We start from the raw sequence: 23144 nt of genomic DNA, 5'->3' as shown, positions 1-23144 counted from the left end.
GGCATCGTACTGCGGTGATGTGTGACATGGCACTGCCCTGTCATTCACGTTGCGCTACGTTCACTCGCCTCCCGCATATCCCGCTCCACCTCCCGATTCCGAGCCGTGTCCGGCCGCCCCGCGCTGGTGCCCGGCCGCCCCTCGACCAGGAGTTCGCGCCAGTGCTCCCGGCTCCAGTCGGCCGGGGCCGTGCTCGCCGTGAAGTCCTCGACCAGCGACACGAACCGCGTGGGGTCGCTGTGGAACGGGAAGTGCCCGGCCCCCTCGAAGATCTCCAGCCGGCTTCCCGGCATGGCCTCGTGCGCCCCGAACGCGTGCCGCACCGGCACCACACTGTCCCGGTCGCCCCACAGCAGCATGGTCGGCATGCCCTCGGTCAGATAGCAGCGATCGAGCATGGTGACGACCTGGCCGCGCCAGTCGACGACCGCGCGCAGGGTGCGGATGAAGGCGTTGCGCGAGGTCTCGTCCGGCAGGGCGTCCACGAGGTTGAGCAGGTCGGGGGCGTCCTGGCCGAGGTCGGTGTCCAGGAGCTTCATCAGACGCACCGCCAGCCCCACTTGCAGCCGCATCCCCGGCAACTGCAGGGTGGACAGCATCAGGTGGGCCCCGGGCAGCGAGACCAGCCGCAGCACGGGGTTGACCTCGCGTCCCACACCGCCCGCGCTGACCAGGATGAGCCGCTCGGTGCGCTCGGGGAACTGGTAGGCGAACTGCATGGCCACACCCCCGCCCAAGGAGTGCCCGACCAGGGTCGCCGACTCGATGCCGAGGGCGGTGAGCAGGTCCCGCACGCCGTTTGCGTACGCGGCCACCGAGTAGTCGGCGCGCGGTTTGTCGGAGGCCCCGTGACCCAGCAGGTCGGGGGCGATCACGGTGTGCGTGCGGGCGAGGTCGGGGATCAACTCGGCCCAGGTCGCGGAGGAGTCGCCGATGCCGTGGATGAGCACCAGCGGCGGGCCCTCGCCGGCCATGCGGAAGGCACGCCGGTATCCGTGCACCACGCGGTACTGCAACTCGAGTTCTCCGTCGCCCACCGGGCGCAGCCGTACGGCGCGCACCGGGCGCCGGTGCGGGACGTCGACCACGCACTTGCCTCCCGTTCCGTGGCCGCGCAGCAGCGGCCGAAAGCCCTTGCAATCCAGCGTAGGGCCGCTTTCCCACAAGGGATTTCGGGGACGTTTCGCCTCCGCTAAGCGGGCGAATCGGCACGGGCGCAAACCCGATTGTCAGTGGCGGGCGGCAAGCTGGAGTTGCGCCCCCTTGTGCGGGGTGTGCGCACCGACGGGTGCGTTGAGCGACGACGCCGACACGGGGAGAACCGACCGATGCACACAGCCGTACTGACCGACCGCGAGCGCACCGCCGTCCAGGCCTATCTGCGGCTCTTGCACACCGTACGAGCCGCGTTCGACGGTCCTCCCGGCTCCTCGCGACCACCCGTCGTGCCGCCCGCCGTGCTCGCCGAGGCGGAGCAGGCGCTGGCGGCCGCGGGGCTGGCGGGGAACGAGGAGGAGTTCTTCCGGCTGCTGCAGAGCTGGTGCCCGGAGCCGTGACGGCCGCCGGACGGGGGGGGTCAGGGGGCGTGCGGCACCGCGATCGCCGTCGCCACCAGCCCCCGCTGTACGGTCCAGCGGCCCTCGAAGTGGGTGAGTCGTCGGCCGTCGACCATCGGGCCGGGGACGAGGAGTTCGGCGCGGAAGCCACCGTGCAGCCGCTCGTCGGGGTCGACGAAGACCTCGATGTCGGCCTCGGTGAACTCGAGCCAGAGTCCGGTGAGGGGGAACCATGCCTTGTAGACGGACTCCTTGGCGCTGAACAGGAGCCGGTCCCAGTGGATCTCGGGGTGCTGCACGGCCAGGTGGCGCAGCCTGGCCGCCTCGGCGGGCAGGGCCACGGCGTCCAGGACGCCGCCGGGCAGCGGCCGGTGGGGTTCGGCGTCGATGCCGAGGGAGGCCAGGTCGGTGGCGCGGACCAGGGTGGCGGCGCAGTAACCGTCGCAGTGGGTCATGCTGCCGACCAGGCCGGGCGGCCAGCCCGGTGCGCCGCGTTCGCCGGGCAGGAGGGGCCGCGGCGGCACGCCGAGCTTCTCCATGGCCCGGCGGGCGCAGGCGCGTACGAGGGCGAACTCACGACGGCGCTTCTCCACCGCCTGTGCCACGACCGCCGCCTCCTCGGGGTACAGCGGCGCGGGTTCGCTCCCGTCGTCGCCGTGCACCTCCACGGCCACCACCTCGTCCGGCAGCAGCTCCTCGATCACGCGACCCCGACCTCCTTCGGCAGTACGCGGCGCAGTCTCCCCGGCGGCTGCGGCCGCTTGCGCCATTCGCGGGGGTAGCCGACGGACACCTCTTCGAAGCGGACACCCTCGTGCCAGGTGGTCCGCGGGATGTGGAGGTGTCCGTACACCATGGTCTCGACGCGGAAGCGGCGGTGCCAGTCGGCGGTCAGTTCGGTGCCGCACCACATGGCGAATTCCGGGTGCCACAGGACGTCGCAGGGGTGCCGGTCCAGCGGGTAGTGGTTGACGAGGACGGTGGGCAGGTCGGCGGGGAGGGCGGCGAGCCTGCGTTCGGTCTCGGCGATCCGGGCCCGGCACCAGGCCTCCCGGGACGGGTAGGGGTCGGGGTGCAGCAGGAACTCGTCGTTGCAGACGATGCCGGTGCCGTGCGCGTACTCCAGCCCCTGCTCCTTGGTGGTGCAGCCGTCCGGCAGGAACGAGTAGTCGTAGAGGAGGAAGAGCGGTGCGACGGCGACGGGGCCTTCGGGGCCCTCCCATATCGGGTAGGGGTCCTCGGGTGTGGTCACGCCGAGCTCGCGGCACATGGTGACCAGGTGCTCGTAGCGGGCGACGCCGCGCAGGGTGACGGGGTCCTTGGGGTGGGTCCACAGCTCGTGGTTGCCCGGCGCCCAGATGACCTTGCTGAAGCGGCTCGCGAGGGTCTTCAGTGCCCAGCGGATGTCGGACACGGTCTCCGAGACATCGCCGGCGACGAGCAGCCAGTCGTCGTCCGACTCGGGGCGCATCGCCTCGACCAGGGTGCGGTTCTCGGCGTATCCGATGTGCAGATCGCTGATGGCCAGCAGCTGTCCGGCACCACCGGCCGTCGACGTCACCTCTCGCCCCCTCCGTACACCCCGAGCACCCCGTGCGCTCACGAATGGGACCACGAGAACACATTTCCCGGTTCACCTTCAAGGCGGCATGATCGTTGAATCCGTAACACGGACGTTGCACGCGCGGCCCCTGGGAAGCCGTATGATCGCCCCAACACCACCGCCACGAAATTCCCTTGATTCAGGGGCGGTTTGGTGACCCTCCAACTCCCTTGCCCGGGCACGGGCTGCTCCGCCGTGCCCGCGAACCGTGAAAGGACGGCCCTGCATGGTCTCTCGCGTACGCGTCTGGCTCAACCGCACGTACGCGGAGAACGTCTTCTTCATGGATCAGCTGCGGCGAAATCCCAGCGATCGGGCCGTGGAGATCCATGCGACGCACGGGGATGCGGACTCCCCCGTGCTGGCCGCCGCAGACACCGCCGAACTGGAGCCTGAGGGCCTGTCCCCGGCCGCATATGTGGAGTTCGCGCTGGATCAGTGCGTGCGGCGCGGCATCGACGTGTTCGTGCCCCGGCTGCACCAGTCGGCGATCGTGGCGCACCGCGCCGAGTTCGAGGCGGTCGGTACGGCGCTGCTGGCGCCGCCGCCGGAGGCCGTGGCCGTCTTCCACGACAAGGTGATCGCCTACGAGGCCGTCCAGGCGATCGGCGTGCCGGTGCCGCCGTGGTATCGGGTGCGGACCGCCGGTGAACTCGTCGCCGCTGTCGAGGAGTTGGAGGCGGGCGGGCACAAGGCGTGCTTCAAGCCGGCATCGGGCGCGGGCGGGGTGGGCTTCCGTGTCGTCACGCGCGCTCCCTTCTCGCTCACACACCTGAGCGGCTTCCCGAGCCCCTATGTGCAGCTGGATCTGGTCGTGGAGGCGCTGCAGCAGGCCGATGAGCCCGTCGACTGGCTGGTGATGCCGCGTCTGGAGCAGCCGGAGGTGTCGGTGGACTGCCTGACCGGGCCGGACAACCGGGTGCGGCTGGCGATCGGGCGTACGAAGAACGGCCGGCGGCGCGGGTTCACGCTGCACGAGCAGTGGCTGGAGCCGGCGCGGCGTCTCGCCGAGGGTTTCGGGCTGCACTATCTGTCCAACATCCAGTTCCGGATGTTCGGTGACGAGCCGGTGTTGATGGATGTCAACACGCGGCCGGCGGGTGGGTTGCATCAGCTGTCCCTGTGCGGGGTCAACGCACCTTGGGCTGCTGTGCAGTTGGCGCTCGGGGAGGACCCCGGGGAGATGGTGCCGCCGTTCCTGGGGCAGGACTACACGGTGGTGTCGGGGCCGCGGCCGTTGCGGGCGGTTTCGCTGCCGCAGCAGCGGGTGGAGGAGGCTGAGCCGTTGTTGCCGGCGTTGCCGGCACCGGCGGTCGAGGTGGTTGACTCCGTCGGGGCTGCGGCTTCGGTGCTGCCGCTTTAGGTTGTCGGCCGGGTGCGGGTTGTTTGTGGCTGGTCGCGCAGTTCCCCGCGCCCCTAAAAACCCGCGGCCCACCCACCGGTCTGGACCAATCATGGCGTAGCACCTTGACACCTCGATTGGTCCATACCAACTTGGTTGCGCACCTTCCTGCACTCCCGAACGTCCCCATTCCTCCAGGGAGATCGCGTGCGCAACACATTCAGACGTTCCAGACGTCGGCTTCTCGCACTGCTCGGCTCCGCCGCTCTCGCGCTCGCCGGAGCCATCGCCCTTCCCGGCACGGCCCAAGCGGCCAACATCCTCACCAACCCCGGCTTCGAGTCGGGGAGTCTGTCCCCCTGGACCTGCACCGGCAACCTCGGTTCGGTCGTCTCCTCCCCCGTGCACGGCGGCTCCAAGGCCCTGCAGGGGGCGGTGACGGACAGCGACAACGCCCAGTGCACGCAGACCGTCTCCGTGCAGCCCAACACGACGTACAGTCTCAGCGGTTGGGTGCGCGGCAGTTACGTCTACCTGGGCGTGAGCGGCGGTGCCTCGAACTGGACCACGTCCCCGTCGGCGTACAGCCAGCTGTCCGTGTCCTTCACGACCGGTGCCTCGCAGACCAGCGCCACCATCTACGTCCACGGCTGGTACGCCCAGGGCGCCTACTACGCCGACGACATCAGCCTCGACGGGCCCGGCGGCGGGGGCGGCGGCTCGGACACCCAGGCGCCGACCGCGCCGACCGGGCTGACCTCCACGGGCAAGACCTCGTCGAGCGTGTCGCTGAAGTGGAACGCCTCGACGGACAACGTGGGCGTGACGGCGTACGACATCTACAGCGGCTCGAACAACGTCCTTACTGTTTCGGGTACTTCGGCGACGGTCAGCGGGCTCTCGCCGAGCACGTCCTACACCTTCACCGTCAAGGCGCGGGACGCGGCCGGGAACACCTCCGGGGCCTCCAACTCCGTGTCGGTCACGACGGACGCGGGCAGTGGCGGCGGGACCGGCTTCAAGCAGGCCGCGCCATATCTCTACGAAGGCTGGGGCGACCCGCCGAGCCCGAGCACCGTGATGAGCGCGACCGGCATCAAGTGGTTCACCATGGCCTTTGTGCTCGACTCGGGCGGTTGCACCCCCGCCTGGGACGGCAGCCGGCCGCTGACCGGCGGCGCCGACCAGTCCGCCATCAACGCCATCCGCTCCGCGGGCGGTGACATCGTGCCGTCGTTCGGCGGCTGGCAGGGCAGCAAGCTCGGCGCCAACTGCTCCTCGGCGAGTGCGCTCGCCGGCGCCCTGCAGAAGGTGATCGACGCCTACTCGCTCAAGGCGATCGACATGGACATCGAGAACTCGGACGAGTTCGAGAACGAGGCCGTCCAGGCGAAGATCCTCACCGCCCTGAAGACGGTCAAGGCCAACAACCCCGGCCTGAGGACCATCGTCACCTTCGGCACGTCCACCACCGGCCCGACCTACTACGGCAACCGGCTCATCGAGCAGGCGCAGTCGCTCGGCGCGAACATCGACGTCTTCACGATCATGCCGTTCGACTTCGGCGGCGGCTCCGACATGTACGGCAACACGGTCAACGCCGCCGAGGGGCTGAAGGCCAAGCTGAAGTCGACCTTCGGCTGGGACGACGCCACCGCGTACTCCCACATCGGCATCTCCGGCATGAACGGCCTGTCCGACCAGCAGGAGAACACCACTCCGGCGATCTGGACACAGATCAAGGACTGGTCCAACAGTCACCACATCGCGCGGCTCGCGTTCTGGTCGGTCAACCGCGACCGGCCGTGCCCGGGCGGCGGCGTGGTGAGCAACTGCTCCGGCATCAGCCAGAACAACTGGCAGTTCACCTCGATCACGGCCGGCTTCACCGGCTGAGCCGTCGTCGTCAGTGGTGTGGGGGTGCCCCGTCGGGGCGCCCCCACGCCTGCGTCAGAACCGGCCCGATCCCCGGTACAGCTCAAGCTCCCCGTCCAGCTCGACGGCGAGCACGGTGGCGTACGGATCGAGGTCGGCCTCGGCCGGCGGGTCGATCCACAGCACGCCGACCGCGTCGTGCAGCCCGCCGACGACCCGATGGGCGAGCTCGGTGCCGGTGCCGAGAACGGTGACCTTGCGGACCGCAGTCGCCAGGCCGCGGACCCCGATCTCGGCGCGGGGAACGTCGAACAGGGTGAGGTAGAGGGTGCGGCGGTCGGCGGAGAGGGTGCTGGGCCCGTAGTGGTGCCCGGCCGGGAGGCCGCGGACCGTCCCGTACACGGCGTCCGCGTGCCTCCGGATCCACTCCCCCAGGCCGTCCAGCCGTTCGACCTGCGGCTGCGGGATGGTGCCGTCCTCCATCGGGCCGACGTCCAGGAGCAGATTGCCGCCCCCGCCGATCGTCTCCGTGAAGTAACGGACCAGCTGAGCAAGCGACTTGTGGTTGTGGTCCTGGTGCTGGTAACCCCACGAGTCGTTGATCGTCAGGCACAGCTCCCAGGGGCCGTCCGGTGGGACGATCGGCGCCCCCTGCTCCGGCGTCGCGTAGTCGCCCTCGCTGAGCATGCGCGCGTTGAAGACGACGTCGGGGACGTACGACCGGATCAGCGCGGCCAACTCAGGAATGCGCCACTGCTCCTCGCTGCGGTCCCACTCGCCATCGAACCACATCAGGTCCGGCCGGTAGCGGGAGGCCAACTCCCTGATCTGGCCGTCCCGGTAGGCGATGAACCTCTCCCAGGCGTCCAGGTCCTCGTCCTCGGCCGCGACCTCGGAGTAGCGGTTGTCCTCCTGCTCCGGCGGGCGGCCCGGCTTGCGGGTGGAGGCGTAGTCGGGGTGGTTCCAGTCGGAGTGGGAGTAGTAGAAGCCGACCTTGAGGTCCTTCTCGCGCAGAGCCTCGGCGTAGGGGCCGAGGTAGTCCTTGCCGAGGTTGAGGTCGCCGTACTGCGTGTCCCACAGGGCCACGCCGTCGTGGTGACGGCTCGTCAGGACGGCGTACCTGGCGCCTGCGCGGGCGAACAGGTCGGCCCAGGCGCGCGGGTCGTACTTGGCGCCCGTGAAGCGCTCCAGCTGGGACATGTACTGGTCGTGCGGCACGATGTCGTCGTAGAACGACCAGGACTCCTGGACGCCGTCGACGGCGTAGATGCCCCAGTGGATGAAGATCCCCAACTTGGCGTCGGTGAACCAGGGTTGCATGACCATGGTTCAGGCCCTCCGCAGGCGGAGCGTCAGGATCTGGAACGGCCGCAGGGAGACGGAGACCGCTCCGTCTGCGAACTCCGCGTCCTCCAGCGGGCGTTCCAGCAGGTCGGTCACCTGGGCGCCCGCGAGCGGGAATCCGGTGCGCAGCACGCCTGTCCCGCGGCCGCCGCGGGACTCGTAGAGCCGTACGACGACATCGCCGGACGCGTCGTCCGCGAGCTTGACCGCCTCGACCGTCACGCCCTCGCCGTCGACCGAGACGACCGGCTCCGGTGCGCCCGCCGAATCCGCCACCCGGAGCGGGAGGTTGAGGGCGTAGCCCTCGGCGACCGCGTCCTCGATGCTCGCGCCGGGCAGGAGCGAGTAGACGAAGCGGTGGCGGCCCTGGTCGGCCTCCGGGTCCGGGATGCGCGGGGCGCGGACCAGGCTGAGGCTGACGCGGGTCGTCGTGCCGCCGTCCTCGCGGACCGTGCGGGAGACGTCGTGGCCGTACGTCGAGTCGTTGATGACCGCGACGCCGTAGCCGGGCTCGGCGATGTGCACCCAGCGGTGGCCGGAGACCTCGAAACGGGCCGCCTCCCAGCTGGTGTTGGTGTGGGTGGGCCGCTGGATGTGGCCGAACTGGATCTCGGCGGAGGAGTGCGGGGCGCGGATGTCGACCGGGAAGCCGGCCTTGAGGATCTTCTCGGCCTCGTGCCAGTCGATGTCGGTCTCGAAGTCGATACGGGGGCTGCCGGCGCGCAGGGTGATCGTCTGGGTGAGCTTCGAGCCCTTGCCGAAGCTGCGCTCCACGCGGATCGCGGCGAGCAGCGGGTCCTCCTCGACGACCGTCACCGCCTCCGTGGCCAGGAGGTCCGTGTAGCGGTTCTTGTAGTGCTTGTCGATGTCCCAGGCGTCCCAGTAGTTCGGGAGGTCGGTGTGCAGGCGCAGCAAGTTGCCCTTGTCGGCGAGGACTTCGCGGCCCCCGGCCCGCAGGTCGCGTACGGAGGCCAGCGTGCCGTCCGCCGCGACCTCGACCCGCACCAGGCCGTTGTCGAGCACGCGGCCGCTCACCGTGACGGGGTCCGGTACCGACTCGGCGACGAGAGCAGCGCTGCCGCTCGCCGGCACCTCGACATACGTCGGGACGCCCTCGGCCGTACGCACGACCTCCGCCCGGTCGAAGGGGCTGGTGTTGAAGACACGGGTGGCACCACCGCCCAGCGCGGCGACCGCCTCAGCAGTCAGCTCCTCCAACTCGACCGCCACCCGGGCGTATTCGGCCTCCGCCTCGCGATGCACCCAGGCGATCGAGGAGCCGGGCAGGATGTCGTGGAACTGGTGCAGCAGCACCGTCTTCCACAACCGGTCCAGCTTCTCGTACGGGTAGGAGTAGCCCGGCGCGTGCAGTGCGGCCGTGGTCGCCCACAACTCGGCCTCGCGCAGGCGGTGTTCGGAGCGCCGGTTGCCCTGCTTGGTGCGGGCCTGGGAGGTGTAGGTGGCGCGGTGCAGCTCCAGGTAGAGCTCGCCGTTCCAGACCGGGGCGTCCTCGTATTCGGCGCGGGCCTTGGCGAAGAAGGCGTCCGGGTGCTCGACGACGACCTTGGGCGAGCCCTCCAGGTCGGCGAGCCTGCGCGCCCGCTCCATGATCTCGCGGGTGGGGCCGCCACCGCCGTCGCCCCAGCCGAAGGGGGCGAGAGAGCGCGTTCCGGCGCCCTTCTCCGCGTAGTTGCGGACCGCGCGGTCCATCTCCTCGCCGCTGAAGCGGGCGTTGTAGGTGTCGACCGGCGGGAAGTGGGTGAAGATGCGGGTGCCGTCGATGCCCTCCCACCAGAAGGTGTGGTGGGGGAACTTGTTGGTCTGGTTCCAGGAGATCTTCTGGGTGAGGAACCACTCGTTGCCGGCGAGCTTGGCGAGCTGCGGATAGGCGGCGTTGTAGCCGAAGGAGTCCGGCAGCCAGACGCCCTTGGTCTCGATGCCGAAGTGCTCGATGAAGAACCGCTTGCCGTGGACGAGCTGGCGGGCGATCGCCTCTCCGCCGGGCAGGTTGCCGTCGGACTCGACCCACATGCCGCCGACCGGCGCCCACTGGCCCTTCTTCACGGACTCCTGGATGCGCGCCCAGACCTTGGGGTAGTTGTCGCGCACCCACTCGTACTGCTGGGCCTGGGAGCAGGCGAAGATGAACTCGTCGTACTCGTCGGCGAGCGAGGTGACGTTGGAGAAGGTGCGGGACGTCTTGCGCTTGGTCTCGCGGATGGGCCACAGCCAGGCGGAGTCGATGTGGGCGTGGCCGACACCGGAGATCACATGTGCACTCGCGTGCGCGGGCTTGGCCAGGACGGGCGCGAGCACCTCGCGGACGGCGGCCGCGCTGCCGGGGACGTCGTCCAGGTCGAGGGCGTCCATGGCCCGGTCCAGGGCGTGCAGGATCTCGTGGCGGCGCGGCTCGTGCTCGGCGAGGTGGACCATGAGCTCGCGCAGTACCTGGAGGTCCAGGTCGAGGTGGAAGACCTCCTCGTCGAGGATTGCGAGGTCGGCGCGCTGGAAGGTGTAGAGCGGCTTGTCGCCGGCCGTCAGGACGTCGCCCAGCGGCGTGGGCTCGGAGAAGTTGTTGGCCAGGATGTCCGGGTTGGAGGCTGCCTCGACCAGGTAGTCGATCTCCTCGCCGCCCGTCGCCGGGTTGGCGATCGGCACGTACTGGTTGAGCGGGTTGACCGCCTTCAGGGGCGTGCCGTCGGTGAGGTGGACCAGCGCCTCGGCCTGGTTGCCCGGCCAGTCGCCCACGAAGCCGAGGTCGATGACCGCCTCGACGCGCTTGCCGGCCCACTCGGCGGGCACCTGCCCGCGCATCCGGAACCAGGTCGTGCCCCAGGGCGGGCCCCACGGGGTGTCCATCGCGAAGGGCTCGTACGGGGCGGCCGCGGCCTCCTCGAACGGCACCGGCTCGCCCGGCGCCTGCCAGGCCTCGACCGCCAGGGGGACGGTGGCCGCGTAGATCGCGGGCTTGATGCGCTGGTTGTGGAGGCGCTCGGCGCGCTCCTCGATCCGGCGGCGTTCGTCGTGCATGAGAGGTCTCCAGAGAGGGAGAGGCAAGCGGGTGGTAAGCGCTTTCCGGCGGGCGACTACCTAAGGTACGCCAGACCGGGGTGGACATCGGTGTAGCCCTCGACCAGCCGTCGGGCCACATTCACGGAGTCGACCAGCGGGTGCAGCGCGAATGCCTTCACGGCCGTCGTACGGGAGCCGGACTCGGCGGCGGCGAGCACCTCCCGCTCGACCGCCTTCACCGCGCAGACCAGGCCGGTGGCATGGTCGGGCAGCGGGGCGACGGCGACCGGGTGCGCGCCGTTGGCGTCGACCAGGCACGGGACTTCGATGACAGCCTCGGTGTCGAGCACGGACAGCGTGCCGCGGTTGCGGACGTTGAGGATCAGGGTGGTGCGCTCGTCGCGGGCGATGGCCCGCATCAGGGCGAGGGCGACCTTCTCGTAGCCGCCGGAGAGGTCGTCGGCATCGCGCTCGCCGGCGCCGGCGGTCTCCCGGTTCTCTGCCATGTACGTCGCCTCACGCTCGGCGCGGGTGCGGTCCCAGGCGGCGAGGGCATGGGCGTCGGGGTTGCGCATCTCCTCGTAGAAATGGGCCTGCTGGTCACGGAGGAAGGCGCCGCGGGTCTTCTCGGCCTGCTGGTAGGCGCGGACGGCCTCGCGGTTGAAGTAGTAGTAGTGCAGGTACTCGTTGGGGATCGCGCCGAGGGACTGCAGCCAGTCGACGCCGAAGAGCTTGCCCTCCTCGAAGGAGCCGAGCAGGTCGGGGTCGGCGAGCAGCCGCGGGAGCTCGTCGCGCCCGGCGATGTGCAGGCCGCGGACCCAGCCGAGGTGGTTGAGGCCGACGTAGTCGATCCACGCCTCCTTCGGGTTCCCGCCGAGCACACGGGCGATACGGCGGCCGAGGCCGACCGGCGAGTCGCAGATGCCGATGACGCGGTCGCCGAGGTGGCGGGACATGGCCTCGGTGACCAGGCCCGCCGGGTTGGTGAAGTTGATGACCCAGGCGTCGGGGGCGAGGCGGGCCACGCGCTGGGCGATGTCGACGGCGACCGGGACCGTGCGCAGCCCGTAGGCGATGCCGCCCGCGCCGACCGTCTCCTGGCCGAGGACGCCCTCCGCCAGGGCGACCCGCTCGTCGTTCGCCCTGCCCTCCAGGCCGCCGACGCGGATCGCGGAGAAGACGAAGTCGGCGCCGCGCAGCGCCTCGTCGAGGTCGGTGGTCGCGGTCACCTCGGGTGCGTCGGCGACCTGGGCGGCCTGCTCGGCGAGGACGCGGGTCACCGCGGACAGCCGTCCGGCGTCCAGGTCGTGCAGGACGACCTCGGTGACCCGGCCCTCGCCTCTGTCGCCCAGCAGCGCCCCGTACACGAGCGGGACGCGGAATCCGCCGCCGCCCAGAATCGTCAGCTTCACGCTTGCACCTTTCCTGCCACGACCACCTCGACGCCCGCCTCCTCCAGGGAGGAGCGGGTCGCCGGGTCGACCGGCGCGTTCGTCACCACCACGTCCAGGTCCTGGGGACCGCAGACCTTCGCCATCCCCGTACCCGGAAACTTCGCCGCGTCGGCGAGCAGCACGATCTTGTCGCTCGCCTTGATCATGGCGCGTTTGACCGGCACCTCGACGACCGTCGTGTCCATCACCTGCCCGCCCGGGCGCACTCCACTGGTGCCGAGGAAGAGCCAGTCCGCGTGCAGCTGGCGCAGATTGTCCTCGGTGAGGAAGCCGACCAGGGAGCGGTACTCGCGGCGGACCATTCCGCCGAGCAGCACCAGCTCTATGCCCTCGTCGTCGGCGAGCTCCTCGTAGACCACCAGATTGCTGGTGATCACGGTGAGGCGGCGGCCGTGCAGCTGACGGGCCAGCCGGAAGGCAGTGGTGCCGATGTCGAGCAGCACCGACTGGCCGTCGGCGACCATCGCGGCGGCGTGCGCGGCTATCGCGTCCTTCTCGGCCACGCGCATCTCGGCGACCTCGGCGAAGGGCTGGTCGCCCTCCTCCACGACCGCGCCGCCGTGCACACGGGTGAGCAGACCGTCCTCCTCGAGCTTGACCAGGTCGCGCCTGATGGTGGCGGGGCTCACACCCAGCTGCTCGGAGAGGTCGGTCACAGCCGCGGGGCCGCCGGAGCGCAGGGCCCGCAGGATGAGTTGGTGTCGTCGTTCTGCCAGCACGGCGTGAACACTACTCGTCATCTTCAATCAAATCCATGCTCAGTTCTGCTCGGGTATTGACCAATCTCCTGGATCAGCGCACGATTCCGGTCATCGAAAATGACGAGTTTTGACGAGAGGGTGTGCGCGTGGACGACGACAGGCCCGACGTGCTCCTGACCGGGCTGCTCTTCTACGACCTCGTCCTCACCGGGCTCGGGAAGCCTCCGACGCCCGGCGAGGAGATCTGGACGGGCGGGATGGGCTGCGGCCCCGGCGGCATAGCGAATCTCGCGGTGGCCGCGTCCCGGTTCGGTCTGCGCACCTCGCTGGCCACGGTCTTCGGGGACGACTTCTACGGCGAGTACTGCCGTGACGTCCTGTGCGACCAGGAGGACATCGACCTCTCGCTCTCCCGCACCGCGGACGGCTGGCCCACCCCCGTCACCGTCTCGCTCGCCACCGGCCACGACCGGGCCCTCGTCACCCACGGCCAGGAACCCCCGTACTCGCAGGACGCGCTGATGGGCGACCCGCCCGAGGCGCGCACCGCCCTCGTGCACATCGAGGCCGAGCCGCGCGAATGGATCGCCAAGGCCGCCGCGAACGGCACCCATGTCTACGCCGACGTCGGCTGGGACCCCACCCAGCAGTGGTCCACCGACCTGCTCGACCAGCTGAGGCTGTGCCACGCCTTCCTCCCCAATGAGACCGAGGCGATGGCCTACACCCGCACCGACAGCGCGGTCGCCGCCCTCGGCACGCTCTCCGAACTGGTCCCGGTGGCGGTCGTCACCCGCGGCGGCGACGGCGCGGTGGCCGCCGACCAGATCACCGGCGAGTACGCCGAGGTCCCGGCCCTCGACGTCGACGTCCTGGACGCGACGGGCGCCGGTGACGTCTTCGGCGCAAGCTTCGTCGCGGCCTCGCTCGGCGGCTGGCCGCTTCAGGAACGGCTGCGGTTCGCCGTCCTCGCGGCCGGGCTGTCCGTCCGGCACCACGGCGGGGCGCTCGCCGCCCCCGGCTGGTACGGCGTCGACCGCTGGTGGCGCTCGCTGACCGATCCGGAGCTCAAGCAGGCGTACGGCTTCCTGGCGGACCGGATCCCGGCCGATGTCGGCCCGCCCGTGCAGCACGCCCCCGTCACCCCGCCCGTCGGCCCACGCGCCTTTGAACGGCGGCACTGACCCTCCACCTCCCACCTCCCCTCGCCACGTCGAACAGGAACAACAGGAGTGACCCGTGGACCTTTCTCGTAGAGGCTTCCTCCAGGCCGCCGCGCTGACCGCGGCCGCATCAGGCCTGACCGTCGCATGCGGTGGAAGCTCAGGATCGGGCGGCACCAAGAACGGCAAGGACCTCACCCTGTGGTACTGGGGTGGCGCGCTCAGCGACAAGGTGGTCGCGGAGGCCAAGACGCACTTCAGCAGCTCCGTGAAGCTGACCACCGCCTCCATCGGCGGCGACTTCAAGCAGAAGCTCACCACCACCCTCGCGGCGGGCACCTCCGTGCCCGACATCACCGGCATCAAGGGCGAGGACATAGCGTCCTTCCTGCCCAACGCCGCCCGCTTCCTCGACCTCAACGACCTGGGCTTCAAGAAGCTCTCGTCCCAGTACCTGGACTGGAAGACCAAGCTCGCCCAGACCGAGGACGGCAGGCAGATCGGCTTCCCGATCGACATCGGCCCCACCGCGCTGTTCTACCGCGCGGACCTGTTCGACAAGGCCGGGCTGCCCACCGACCCCGACAAGGTCGCCGCCCGGGCCAAGTCGTGGGAGGACTACTTCGCGCTCGGCACCGAGCTGAAGAAGAAGGTCCCCGGCACCTACCTGGTCAACAACATCAGCTCGGTGTTCACCCAGGCCGTCGGCCAGGGCACCAAGCGGTTCATCGACAAGAACAACCACTTCATCGGCGACCAGGACCACATCCGCGCCGCATGGACCACGGCGATCCGCCCCTACACCCTCGGCCTCGACGCCAAGATCAACGACAACACCTGGAACGCCGCCATCGGCAAGAGCCTGAGCACCGAACTCGGCGCGGCCTGGCACGCGCTGGACATCGAGCAGGCCGCGCCGGGCACCAAGGGCAAGTGGCGGGTGTGCGCCATGCCGGGCGGACCGGCCAACCAGGGCGGCTCCTACCTGGCCCTGCCCAAGCAGTGCCGCAACCCCGAAGAAGCGTTCAAGATCATCAGCTGGATCCTCAGCCCCGCCAACGACGCCCGCGGCTTCACCGACGCCGCCATCTTCCCCGCCGCCCCGGCCGCGTACGCGATGCCGGCCATGACGGGCCCCGACGCCTTCTTCGGCGGGCAGAAGATCATCGAGGTCTTCGGCCCGGCCGCCAAGGCCATCCCGGTCAGCTACGAGGCGCCCGCCGACGCCGCCGTGATGGCCCCCTACATGACGGAACTGACCAACATCGAGGCCAAGGGCAAGAAGCCCGACGACGCCTGGAAGGACGCGGTCAGCCAGGCCAAGCAGATCGCCCGCCGGCAGGGGGTGAGCTGAGGTGTCGTCCCCTCCGGTCACCGGTTCCGCCGAGGTGTCCCCGCGCCTCGGCGGGCCCGGCCCGGCCCGCTTCCGCCCGCGGCGCACGCCTCCCGCGGGTGCTGTGCGGCCCAGGCGCCGTGGGCTGCTGTCCCACTGGCGGCAGTACCTGGCGATCTCGCCCTTCTTCCTGGTCTTCCTCGCGTTCTCGTTCTTCCCGGTCTTCTACTCGCTGTATCTGGCCTTCCAGCGCTGGGACGGCCTGGGCGACATGCAGTTCGTGGGCCTGCAGCAGTTCAGGTTCCTGTGGTCGGACCCGGTCTTCTGGCTGTCGATCCGCAACACCCTGGTGATCTGGGTCCTGTCCACCGTTCCCACGCTGTTCGGTGCCCTGGTGCTGGCGACGCTGCTGCACTCCGTGCGCCGCTTCAAGGGCTTCTACCGCATCGCCCTCTACGTCCCGAACGTCACCTCGATCGTCGCCGTGTCGATCTTCTTCGGCGCGGTGTTCAGCAACAACTTCGGCCTGGTCAACGCGATCCTGGGCACGGTGGGCATCTCGCCCGTCCCATGGATGAGCAATCCGTGGCTGATCAAGGTGGTCATCGCGCTGCTGATGACATGGATGTGGACCGGCTACAACATGATCATCTATCTGGCCGGTCTCCAGGCCATCCCCGGGCAGATCTACGAGGCGGCCAAGATAGACGGCGCCGGGCCCGTGCGGACCTTCTTCCAGATCACCCTGCCGATCATGCGGCCGATCATCCTGTTCACCGTGGTCATCTCGACCATCAACGGCCTGCAGAGCTTCAGCGAACCCCAGGTCCTGTTCGCCAACAACGCCGCCAACGCGAACCTCGGCGGCCCCGGCCAGGCCGGCCTGACCACCCTGCTGTACTTCTACCAGTCGGCCTTCCTCAACAACGACTACGGCTACGGCGCGGCCATCGTGTGGGCCTTCTTCGTACTGATCATGGTGCTGGTCGTCGTCAACTGGCGCATCGTGCAGCGCGGGAGGAAGTCATGACGGCAACGGACACCACCCGGCCGGCGACGGGCGCGCGGCGGCTCAGGCGCCCCAAGGGCCTGACCGCGCACATCATCCTGATCCTGGCCGTCGTGATCTCGGTCTTCCCGTTCCTGTGGACGATCGTCATGGCGACCAACACCACCCGCGACATCTACAAGAGCCCGCCGAAGCTGACCTTCGGCTCCCATCTGCTGGAGAACATCCGGCATGTGCTGCACACCATCGATTTCTTCGGGTCGATGTTCAACACCGTCGTCGTCGCGAGTGTCACCACGGTCCTGGTGCTGTTCGTCGACTCCCTGGCGGCCTTCACCTTCGCCAAGTTCGACTTCCCCGGACGCAAGGTGCTCTTCGGCGTACTGCTGGGCTTCATGATGCTGCCGCTGCAACTGGCCGTCCTGCCGCAGTTCATCCTCATGTCCAAGATCGGCTGGGTCGGCATGCTCAAGGCACTGACCCTGCCCGCCCTCGCCAACGCCTTCGGCATCTTCTGGCTGCGCCAGTACATAGAGAACGGCGTGCCCGACGAACTGCTCGACGCCGCGCGGATCGACGGCGCCGGGTTCTTCCGCCAGTACTGGAACATCGCGCTGCCGATGATCAGGCCCGCGATGTCCTTCCTCGCCATCTACGCCTTCGTCAACGCCTGGAACGACTACATCTGGCCGCTCGTGGTGCTCACCAACCCCGACCACGTCACCCTCCAGGTGGAGCTCGCACAGCTCTACGTCGGCCACACCACCGACTACAGCATGGTCATGGCAGGCGTGCTCATGGCGGCCGTCCCGCTGGTCGTGGTCTTCACGATCTTCGCCAGGGGGTTCATCGCGGGTGCCACCGAGGGGGCGGTGCAGGGGAGTTGACCCGGCATGCTGTGAAGCAAGGGCACCGGACGAGAGGGGGTACACCGTGACGGACACAGCCGGCCGGAACGGCACCGCGCACGGCAAGGTGCTCGTGGTGGGCATGGACGGGCTGCGCTTCGACCGGCTGACCCGCTCGCCCGCCCATGCGCCCGTGCTGCACGGCCTGATGGCCGCGGGCGCCGTCGGCACCAGCCTGCTGCCCTACGGCGAGGCGGACGGCCGGGCCGAGCACGGGCCGTCGACCAGCATGGCCTACACCGACTCCGGGCCCGGCTGGTCGAGCATCCTGACCGGGGTGTGGCCCGACCGTCACGGGGTGACCGGCAATGACTTCATCGGCTCCGACTACGCCCGCTACCCCGACTTCCTGACGCGCGCCGCCACCGCCCGGCCCGGTCTGCGCACCGCGGCCGTGGTGTCCTGGCCGCAACTGGTCCGCCGCGGCGTCCTGGGTCCCGCCATCGGCCGGCGGGTGCGCTACAACGGCGAGTTCCGCGGCTACGCGACCGCGGACCGCAGCGTCGCCCGCACCGCAATACGCTGGCTCACCAAGCGCGACCCGGACATCGTGTTCGTGTACTTCGGCGCCACCGACGAGGCAGGCCACGCCACGGGCCCCCTCTCCCCCGCCTACGACCGTGCCCTTCTCGCCCAGGACGCCCACCTCGGGCGGCTGCTGGCGGCGATCGACGCCCGCCGCTCCGACCCCGCACGCGCCACCGAGCGCTGGACGGTGCTGGTCACCACGGACCACGGCCACCTGGACACCGGCGGCCACGGCGGCGACACACAGGCCGAACGGCAGGTCTTCGTCATCGTCGCCGAGCCCGACAGGCCCGAGCCATCGCCGAGTGCGGCCCCCGCCTGCGGCACCCGGCTCGACACACCCCGCCTCATCGACATCGCCCCCACCGTCCTGGACCGGCTCGGCATCCCCGTCGACCCCGCCTGGGGCCTGCAGGGCCGCGCCCTGCCCCGGCCCACCACACGTACTTCGGAAGGGTCATGACCGACGCACTCCCCGCCGATCCCCTGATCGCCCTCCGCCCCTGGGAGGCCCCCGAGGTGACCTCCTGGGGACGCCTCCCGATGAACGCCGTCGACCGGCGCTCCGGCGCACTCCTCCTGGACGGCGACTGGCGCTTCCAGCTGCTGTCCACGCCGGACGCGCCGGTCGGCGGTGCGTGGTCGTCGTCGTACGTCCCCGGCGTGTGGACCATGCAGTCCGCCGGCGCCGACGACCTTCCGCAGTACACGAACGTCCGTATGCCGTTTGCCGAGTTCCCGCCCGGCTCGCCCGCCGCCAACCCGACGGGCGTCTACGAGCGTGAGGTAGACGTCCCCGCCGACTGGGCCGGACGCCGGATCGTGCTCCAGGTCGGGGCCGCCGAGAGCGTGCTGCTCGTACACGTGGACGGGCGGCCCGTCGGCATCTCCAAGGACTCCCATCTGGCCGCGGAGTTCGACCTGACGGAGGTCGTGCGTCCCGGCGAGCGGTCGATCGTACGGCTGACCGTCGTGAAGTGGTCGGACGCCTCGCACATCGAGGACCAGGACCAGTGGTGGCACGGGGGCGTCACGCGGTCGGTTCTGCTGTACGCGACCGATCCCCTGCATCTGGCCGATGTGACCGTGCGGGCGTCGTACGCCGGCGAGCTGCGCATCGACTGCCGGGTGCGGGACGCGGGCGGGGCGCTGCCCGACGGGTGGTACGTCAGCGGCGAGCTGGAGGGTCAACTCTTCGCGCAGGACCGGGAGTTCGACCGCGCCAACGCCGAGGACGACCGCGTCTCCGACTTCCTCGGCGAGGCCCGCATCCAGGCCACCGTCCCCGAGGTGCGCACCTGGAACGCCGAGACGCCCGAGCTCTACGACCTCACCGTCCGCCTGCACCGCCCCGACGGAGCCGTCGCCGACACGTCGCGGCACCGCATCGGCTTCCGCGACGTCGAGATCGTCGGCCGGGACCTGCTGGTCAACGGCGAGCGGGTGTTCATCCGGGGCGTCAACCGGCACGACTTCCACCCGCTGACCGGCCGCACGGTCTCATGCGACGACATGCGCGCGGACCTGGTCCTGCTCAAGCGCTTCGGCTTCAACGCGATCCGCACCTCCCACTACCCCAACGACCCGACGCTGTACGACCTCGCCGACGAGCTCGGCTTCTACGTCGTCGACGAGGCGGACATCGAGTCCCACGACCACGCCCACGAGATCGCCGACGATCCGCGCTACCTGGGTGCCTTCGTGGACCGGGTCTCGCGGATGGTGCTGCGGGACAAGAACCATCCGTCGATCATCATCTGGTCGCTGGGCAACGAGTCGGACTACGGCGCCAATCACGACGCGGCGGCGGGCTGGGTGCGGCGGCACGATCCGACGCGGCCGATCCAGTACGAAGGAGCCGCCAAGCTCGACTGGGCGGCGACCGACGACGCCTCCGACATCGCCTGCCCGATGTACGCGCCGATCGAGGACTGCGTCGCCCACGCCCTGTCGGGCGAACAGACCAGGCCGCTCATCCAGTGCGAGTACTCGCATGCGATGGGCAACAGCAACGGCACGCTGGCCGACCATTGGGCGGCCATCGAGTCCACGCCAGGTCTTCAGGGCGGGTTCATCTGGGAGTTCTGGGACCACGGAATTCTGCAACGCGTGAGCGACGGAAGACCGGTAGGGCGCGCGGGCGCCGGACTGTATGACAACGGTGTCGTCGCGCCCGGCCACCGCTGGGCGTACGGCGGCGACTTCGGCGAGACGATCCACGACGGCGCGTTCATCGCCGACGGGGTCGTCTTCCCGGACCGCACCCCGAAGCCCGCGCTGTACGAGCACCGGGAGATCGCGGCGCCGGTGCGCATCGAGTGCTACAGGCACGAGGGCATCGTGCTCGGCAACCACCAGCACTTCCGGGGCCTGGACTGGCTGTCCGGCGAGTGGGAGCTGTCCCTCGCCGACGGCCGCACGCTGAGCGCGCCCGCCGAACTGCCCGCTCTGCGGCCCGGCGAGACGGCCGCCGTACCGCTCCCCTTCGAGCTGCCCCGCGACGGCGGCGAGGCCTGGCTGACGCTGCGCGTGACAACGGCCGAGGACCAGCCGTGGGCGCCGCGCGGCACCGACGTGTGCGCGCCGCAGGTGCGGCTGCGGGCGCCCGCCGTACGCGAGGACGCCCCCGTGGAGCGGCCCGTCGAGGTCGACGGCGAGGGCCTCCTGATCCATCCGCTGCTGACGGCCGCCCCCACGCTCTCCCTGTGGCGGGCGCCCACCGACAACGACGAGCTCGGCGGTATCGCGCCGCGCTGGCGGACCTGGGGGCTGGACTCGCTCGTCCGCAAGGTCGTGTCGGTACGGCAGGAAGGCGACCGGGTGACCGTGGACGCCGAGTACGCCGGCACGGTCGGCGTCGTACGGCACCGGCAGGTGTTCACACCGGTCGAGGGCGGCATCCGCATCGACGAGGAGGCCGAGCTGCCGGACGAGTTCCACGACGTGGCGCGGGTCGGCTCGGTCTTCGAGACGGTGGAGGGCCTGGACCTGCTGGAGTGGTTCGGACAGGGGCCGTGGGAGTCGTATCCCGACCGGAGCGTGGGAGCGCCCGTCGGCCACCACTCCCTGCCCGTCGACGAGTTGTTCACGCCGTATCTGCGTCCGCAGGAGAGCGGCGGCCGGCACGGCGTACGCCGCTTCACACTGTCCGCGGCGGACGCGACCGGCCTCGCGGTCGAACTGGACGAACCGCGCCAGGTGTCGGTCACCCGATATCGCGCCGAGGACCTGACCGCCGCGTCGCACCACGACGAGCTGGTGCCGCGCTCCGGGTGCGTGGTGCACCTGGACGCGGCGCACCGGGGGCTGGGCACGGCGTCGTGCGGCCCCGACACCTCCGCCTCGTACCTCATCCCCCCGGGTGTCCACCGCTGGAGCTGGACCCTGCGCGTTCTCTGAAACCCCCCGCGTCCTTCCCCCTTCACGTCACCTCTCACGGAGCACACGTGTGCACTTCGCATGACCACCACCAGGGCGAGGCCGCGCAGGCCGGTGCCGCACGACGCAGCTTTCTGCGCGCCACCGCGCTGCTCGGCGCCGTGGCTACGGCCGGGGTCGCCCTGCCGACCGTCGCGGAGGCAGCCGCCGCGGGCAGTTGGCGGCCCGACCCGGACAGCCGTCGCTTCACGCTCGCGGTGATGCCCGACACGCAGTACCTCTTCGACGGGCCCAGCATCGACAAGGCGCCGGTCGAGGCGTCCCTGCGCTATCTGCTGGAGCATGCGAAGGACGAGAACCTCGTCTTCCTGTCGCATCTGGGCGACCTCACCCAGAACGGCGCCGGGGACGAAGTCGCCGCGATCAGCGAGGCGTTCGGGCTGCTGGACCGCAAGGGGGTCGGCTACAGCGTCCTGGCCGGCAACCACGACGTGAAGTCGTCGACGGACGACCAGCGCGGCTCGACGCCGTACCTGGAGGCGTTCGGGCCGCAGCGCTTCAAGGGCAAGAAGACCTTCGGGGGCGCCTCGGCGGACGGCTACAACACCTACCACCTGTTCAAGGCGGCGGGTCGCGAGTGGATGGTCCTCGCCCTGGACTGGCGGCTGTCGGCGAAGGGGTACGCCTGGGCGAAGGACGTCCTCGCCCAGCACCCGAAGACGCCGGTCGTCCTCACCACGCACGAACTGGTCGTCGAGGACGACGCCTTGTCGGCGTACGGGCAGCAGCTGTGGGACCAGTTGGTCAAGGACCACGACCAGATCTTCCTCACCCTCAACGGCCACTACTGGCCGGCCGGGCGCGCGACCCGCAAGAACGCCGCGGGCAACGACGTACACCTGCATCTGACGAACTATCAGAACCGCTACTTCGGCGGCGCTGCGATGATCCGCCTCTACCGCTTCGACCTGGACCGGGGCGTCATCGACGTGGAGACGGTCTCCCCGTGGATCCTGGGCCGGGCCGCGAAGGGCCTCAACGAGCTGGAGCGGCAGGAGATCGAGCTCAGCGGCGACGCGGACCGTTTCTCGGTGGAGATCGATTTCGAGAAACGTTTCGCCGGATTCGCCCCGGTTCCTGCGCGTCCGGCCCGCCCCGCGTCCAGGATGCTGGTCCCCGGCACGGTCGCCTACTGGCGGTTCGACGGCCACGACGCCGGTACGGCGGTCGGCGGCACCGTCCGCGACCTGTCCGGGCGCGGCAACGACCTCACCCTCGTGACGGTGGGCGGCGGCGCCCTGAACTGGTCGTCCGACCACCACCCCGACCAGCCCGGCCACGGCAGCCTGGAGTTCCAGGGCTACAAGTCCCCGCTGAAGGGCGCGTACCTGAAGACGGTCGACGGCGCGCCGCTCAACTCGGCGACGTTCAAGGACGGTTACACCATCGAGGCGTTCTACCGCCTCCCCGCCGACTGGGACCCCGACCACCACGCCTGGTCCGGGATCGTCAGCCGCACCGGCACGGGCGGCGCCGCCGGCAAGACCGCCGACGACCCCGACGAGCCACTCGCCACGCTGTCGCTGTCCAACGACCGCGAGCCGCAGTGGGCGATGCGCCCGCTCAACCAGCAGGGCATCGCCACCAACTGGGGCCAGGAGACCCCGCTGGAGACCTGGTGGCATCTGGCCGTCGTCAACGACGGCGCACACACGACCCTCTACGTCGAGGGCTGCCCCGTCGTCCGCAACCCCAGGGCCACCGCGGCCGGCATCACCTCCGTCGGACTGCCGTGGCTGCTCGGCGGCTACGAGTACGCAGGCAAGATCGACCAGATCCTGCACGCCCGCCTCGGCGACGTGCGGATCGTCTCGCGGGCGCTGCCCGTCACCTCCTTCATGAACCACTGACGCCCTTCCCAGAGGACCTCCCAAAGAT

17 protein-coding genes are annotated in these 23144 nt (G+C 70.1%); 10 read left to right on the top strand and 7 right to left on the bottom strand.

Annotated elements, in window-relative coordinates:
* Window positions 1–44: 44 nt before the first annotated feature.
* Window positions 45–1088, bottom strand: a complete 1044-nt coding sequence (locus tag P2Q00_RS01850; protein WP_275768773.1) for an alpha/beta fold hydrolase — start codon at window positions 1086–1088, stop codon at window positions 45–47.
* A gap of 240 nt (window positions 1089–1328) precedes the next feature.
* Between P2Q00_RS01850 and P2Q00_RS01845 the strand changes: the two genes are divergently transcribed.
* Window positions 1329–1556, top strand: a complete 228-nt coding sequence (locus tag P2Q00_RS01845) for a hypothetical protein (RefSeq protein WP_275768772.1) — start codon at window positions 1329–1331, stop codon at window positions 1554–1556.
* 20 nt (window positions 1557–1576) lie between these two features.
* Here the strand turns inward: P2Q00_RS01845 and P2Q00_RS01840 are convergent, their stop codons facing one another.
* A complete protein-coding gene (locus P2Q00_RS01840; RefSeq protein ID WP_275768771.1) occupies window positions 1577–2260 on the bottom strand; it encodes a 4'-phosphopantetheinyl transferase family protein in 684 nt (227 codons plus the stop codon).
* Complete coding sequence (locus P2Q00_RS01835; RefSeq protein ID WP_275768770.1) at window positions 2257–3117, bottom strand: metallophosphoesterase family protein; 861 nt, start codon at window positions 3115–3117, stop codon at window positions 2257–2259. The genes P2Q00_RS01840 and P2Q00_RS01835 overlap by 4 nt, the downstream gene beginning before the upstream one ends.
* 268 nt (window positions 3118–3385) lie before the next feature.
* Here P2Q00_RS01835 and P2Q00_RS01830 point away from each other — a divergent pair, with 268 nt between their 5' ends.
* Both P2Q00_RS01830 and P2Q00_RS01825 read left to right on the top strand, forming a co-directional pair.
* Entirely contained in the window at window positions 3386–4522 is a 1137-nt protein-coding gene (locus tag P2Q00_RS01830) for an ATP-grasp domain-containing protein (protein ID WP_275768769.1), read from the top strand.
* Between the two features lie 186 nt (window positions 4523–4708).
* Window positions 4709–6397 carry a carbohydrate binding domain-containing protein gene (locus tag P2Q00_RS01825; RefSeq protein ID WP_275768768.1) on the top strand — a complete coding sequence of 563 codons (1689 nt, stop codon included), beginning with the start codon at window positions 4709–4711 and terminating at the stop codon, window positions 6395–6397.
* 54 nt (window positions 6398–6451) lie between these two features.
* Here the strand turns inward: P2Q00_RS01825 and P2Q00_RS01820 are convergent, their stop codons facing one another.
* The 4 genes from P2Q00_RS01820 to P2Q00_RS01805 are packed head-to-tail and all read right to left on the bottom strand — an operon-like array spanning window position 6452 to window position 12905.
* Window positions 6452–7702 (bottom strand): alpha-L-fucosidase, encoded by a 1251-nt coding sequence (locus tag P2Q00_RS01820; RefSeq protein WP_275768767.1) that lies wholly within the window; start codon window positions 7700–7702, stop codon window positions 6452–6454.
* A gap of 3 nt (window positions 7703–7705) precedes the next feature.
* Window positions 7706–10750 (bottom strand): alpha-mannosidase, encoded by a 3045-nt coding sequence (locus P2Q00_RS01815; protein ID WP_275768765.1) that lies wholly within the window; start codon window positions 10748–10750, stop codon window positions 7706–7708.
* Window positions 10751–10806: 56 nt separating this feature from the next.
* Window positions 10807–12144 carry a 6-phospho-beta-glucosidase gene (locus P2Q00_RS01810; RefSeq protein WP_275768762.1) on the bottom strand — a complete coding sequence of 446 codons (1338 nt, stop codon included), beginning with the start codon at window positions 12142–12144 and terminating at the stop codon, window positions 10807–10809.
* Entirely contained in the window at window positions 12141–12905 is a 765-nt protein-coding gene (locus tag P2Q00_RS01805) for a DeoR/GlpR family DNA-binding transcription regulator (RefSeq protein ID WP_275769466.1), read from the bottom strand. Before P2Q00_RS01805 ends, P2Q00_RS01810 begins: the two co-directional genes overlap by 4 nt.
* A 128-nt stretch (window positions 12906–13033) precedes the next feature.
* Here P2Q00_RS01805 and P2Q00_RS01800 point away from each other — a divergent pair, with 128 nt between their 5' ends.
* The 7 genes from P2Q00_RS01800 to P2Q00_RS01770 all read left to right on the top strand — a co-directional run bounded on the left by P2Q00_RS01800 (window position 13034) and on the right by P2Q00_RS01770 (window position 23116).
* A complete protein-coding gene (locus P2Q00_RS01800) occupies window positions 13034–14071 on the top strand; it encodes a carbohydrate kinase family protein (RefSeq protein ID WP_275768761.1) in 1038 nt (345 codons plus the stop codon).
* Window positions 14072–14126: 55 nt separating this feature from the next.
* Window positions 14127–15404 carry an ABC transporter substrate-binding protein gene (locus tag P2Q00_RS01795; RefSeq protein WP_275768760.1) on the top strand — a complete coding sequence of 426 codons (1278 nt, stop codon included), beginning with the start codon at window positions 14127–14129 and terminating at the stop codon, window positions 15402–15404.
* A 124-nt stretch (window positions 15405–15528) separates the two neighbouring features.
* Window positions 15529–16413 (top strand): carbohydrate ABC transporter permease, encoded by an 885-nt coding sequence (locus tag P2Q00_RS01790; protein ID WP_275769464.1) that lies wholly within the window; start codon window positions 15529–15531, stop codon window positions 16411–16413.
* On the top strand, window positions 16410–17279 hold the full coding sequence (locus P2Q00_RS01785; protein ID WP_275768759.1) for a carbohydrate ABC transporter permease: 870 nt from the start codon (window positions 16410–16412) through the stop codon (window positions 17277–17279). The genes P2Q00_RS01790 and P2Q00_RS01785 overlap by 4 nt, the downstream gene beginning before the upstream one ends.
* A gap of 46 nt (window positions 17280–17325) precedes the next feature.
* Complete coding sequence (locus tag P2Q00_RS01780; protein ID WP_275768758.1) at window positions 17326–18291, top strand: alkaline phosphatase family protein; 966 nt, start codon at window positions 17326–17328, stop codon at window positions 18289–18291.
* The gene (locus tag P2Q00_RS01775) at window positions 18288–21227 is read left to right on the top strand and encodes a glycoside hydrolase family 2 TIM barrel-domain containing protein (protein ID WP_275768756.1); all 2940 of its coding nucleotides are present in this window, start codon (window positions 18288–18290) and stop codon (window positions 21225–21227) included. Before P2Q00_RS01780 ends, P2Q00_RS01775 begins: the two co-directional genes overlap by 4 nt.
* 47 nt (window positions 21228–21274) lie before the next feature.
* Window positions 21275–23116, top strand: coding sequence for a LamG-like jellyroll fold domain-containing protein (locus P2Q00_RS01770; protein ID WP_275768754.1), 1842 nt, complete (start codon window positions 21275–21277; stop codon window positions 23114–23116).
* Window positions 23117–23144 lie beyond the last annotated feature (28 nt).

It is taken from the genome of Streptomyces coacervatus, assembly GCF_029223485.1.
GTDB classification, from domain to species: domain Bacteria; phylum Actinomycetota; class Actinomycetes; order Streptomycetales; family Streptomycetaceae; genus Streptomyces; species Streptomyces coacervatus.
The sequence above is the reverse complement of the archived record's forward strand: the minus strand, read 5'-3'. Positions and strand labels throughout refer to the sequence as shown.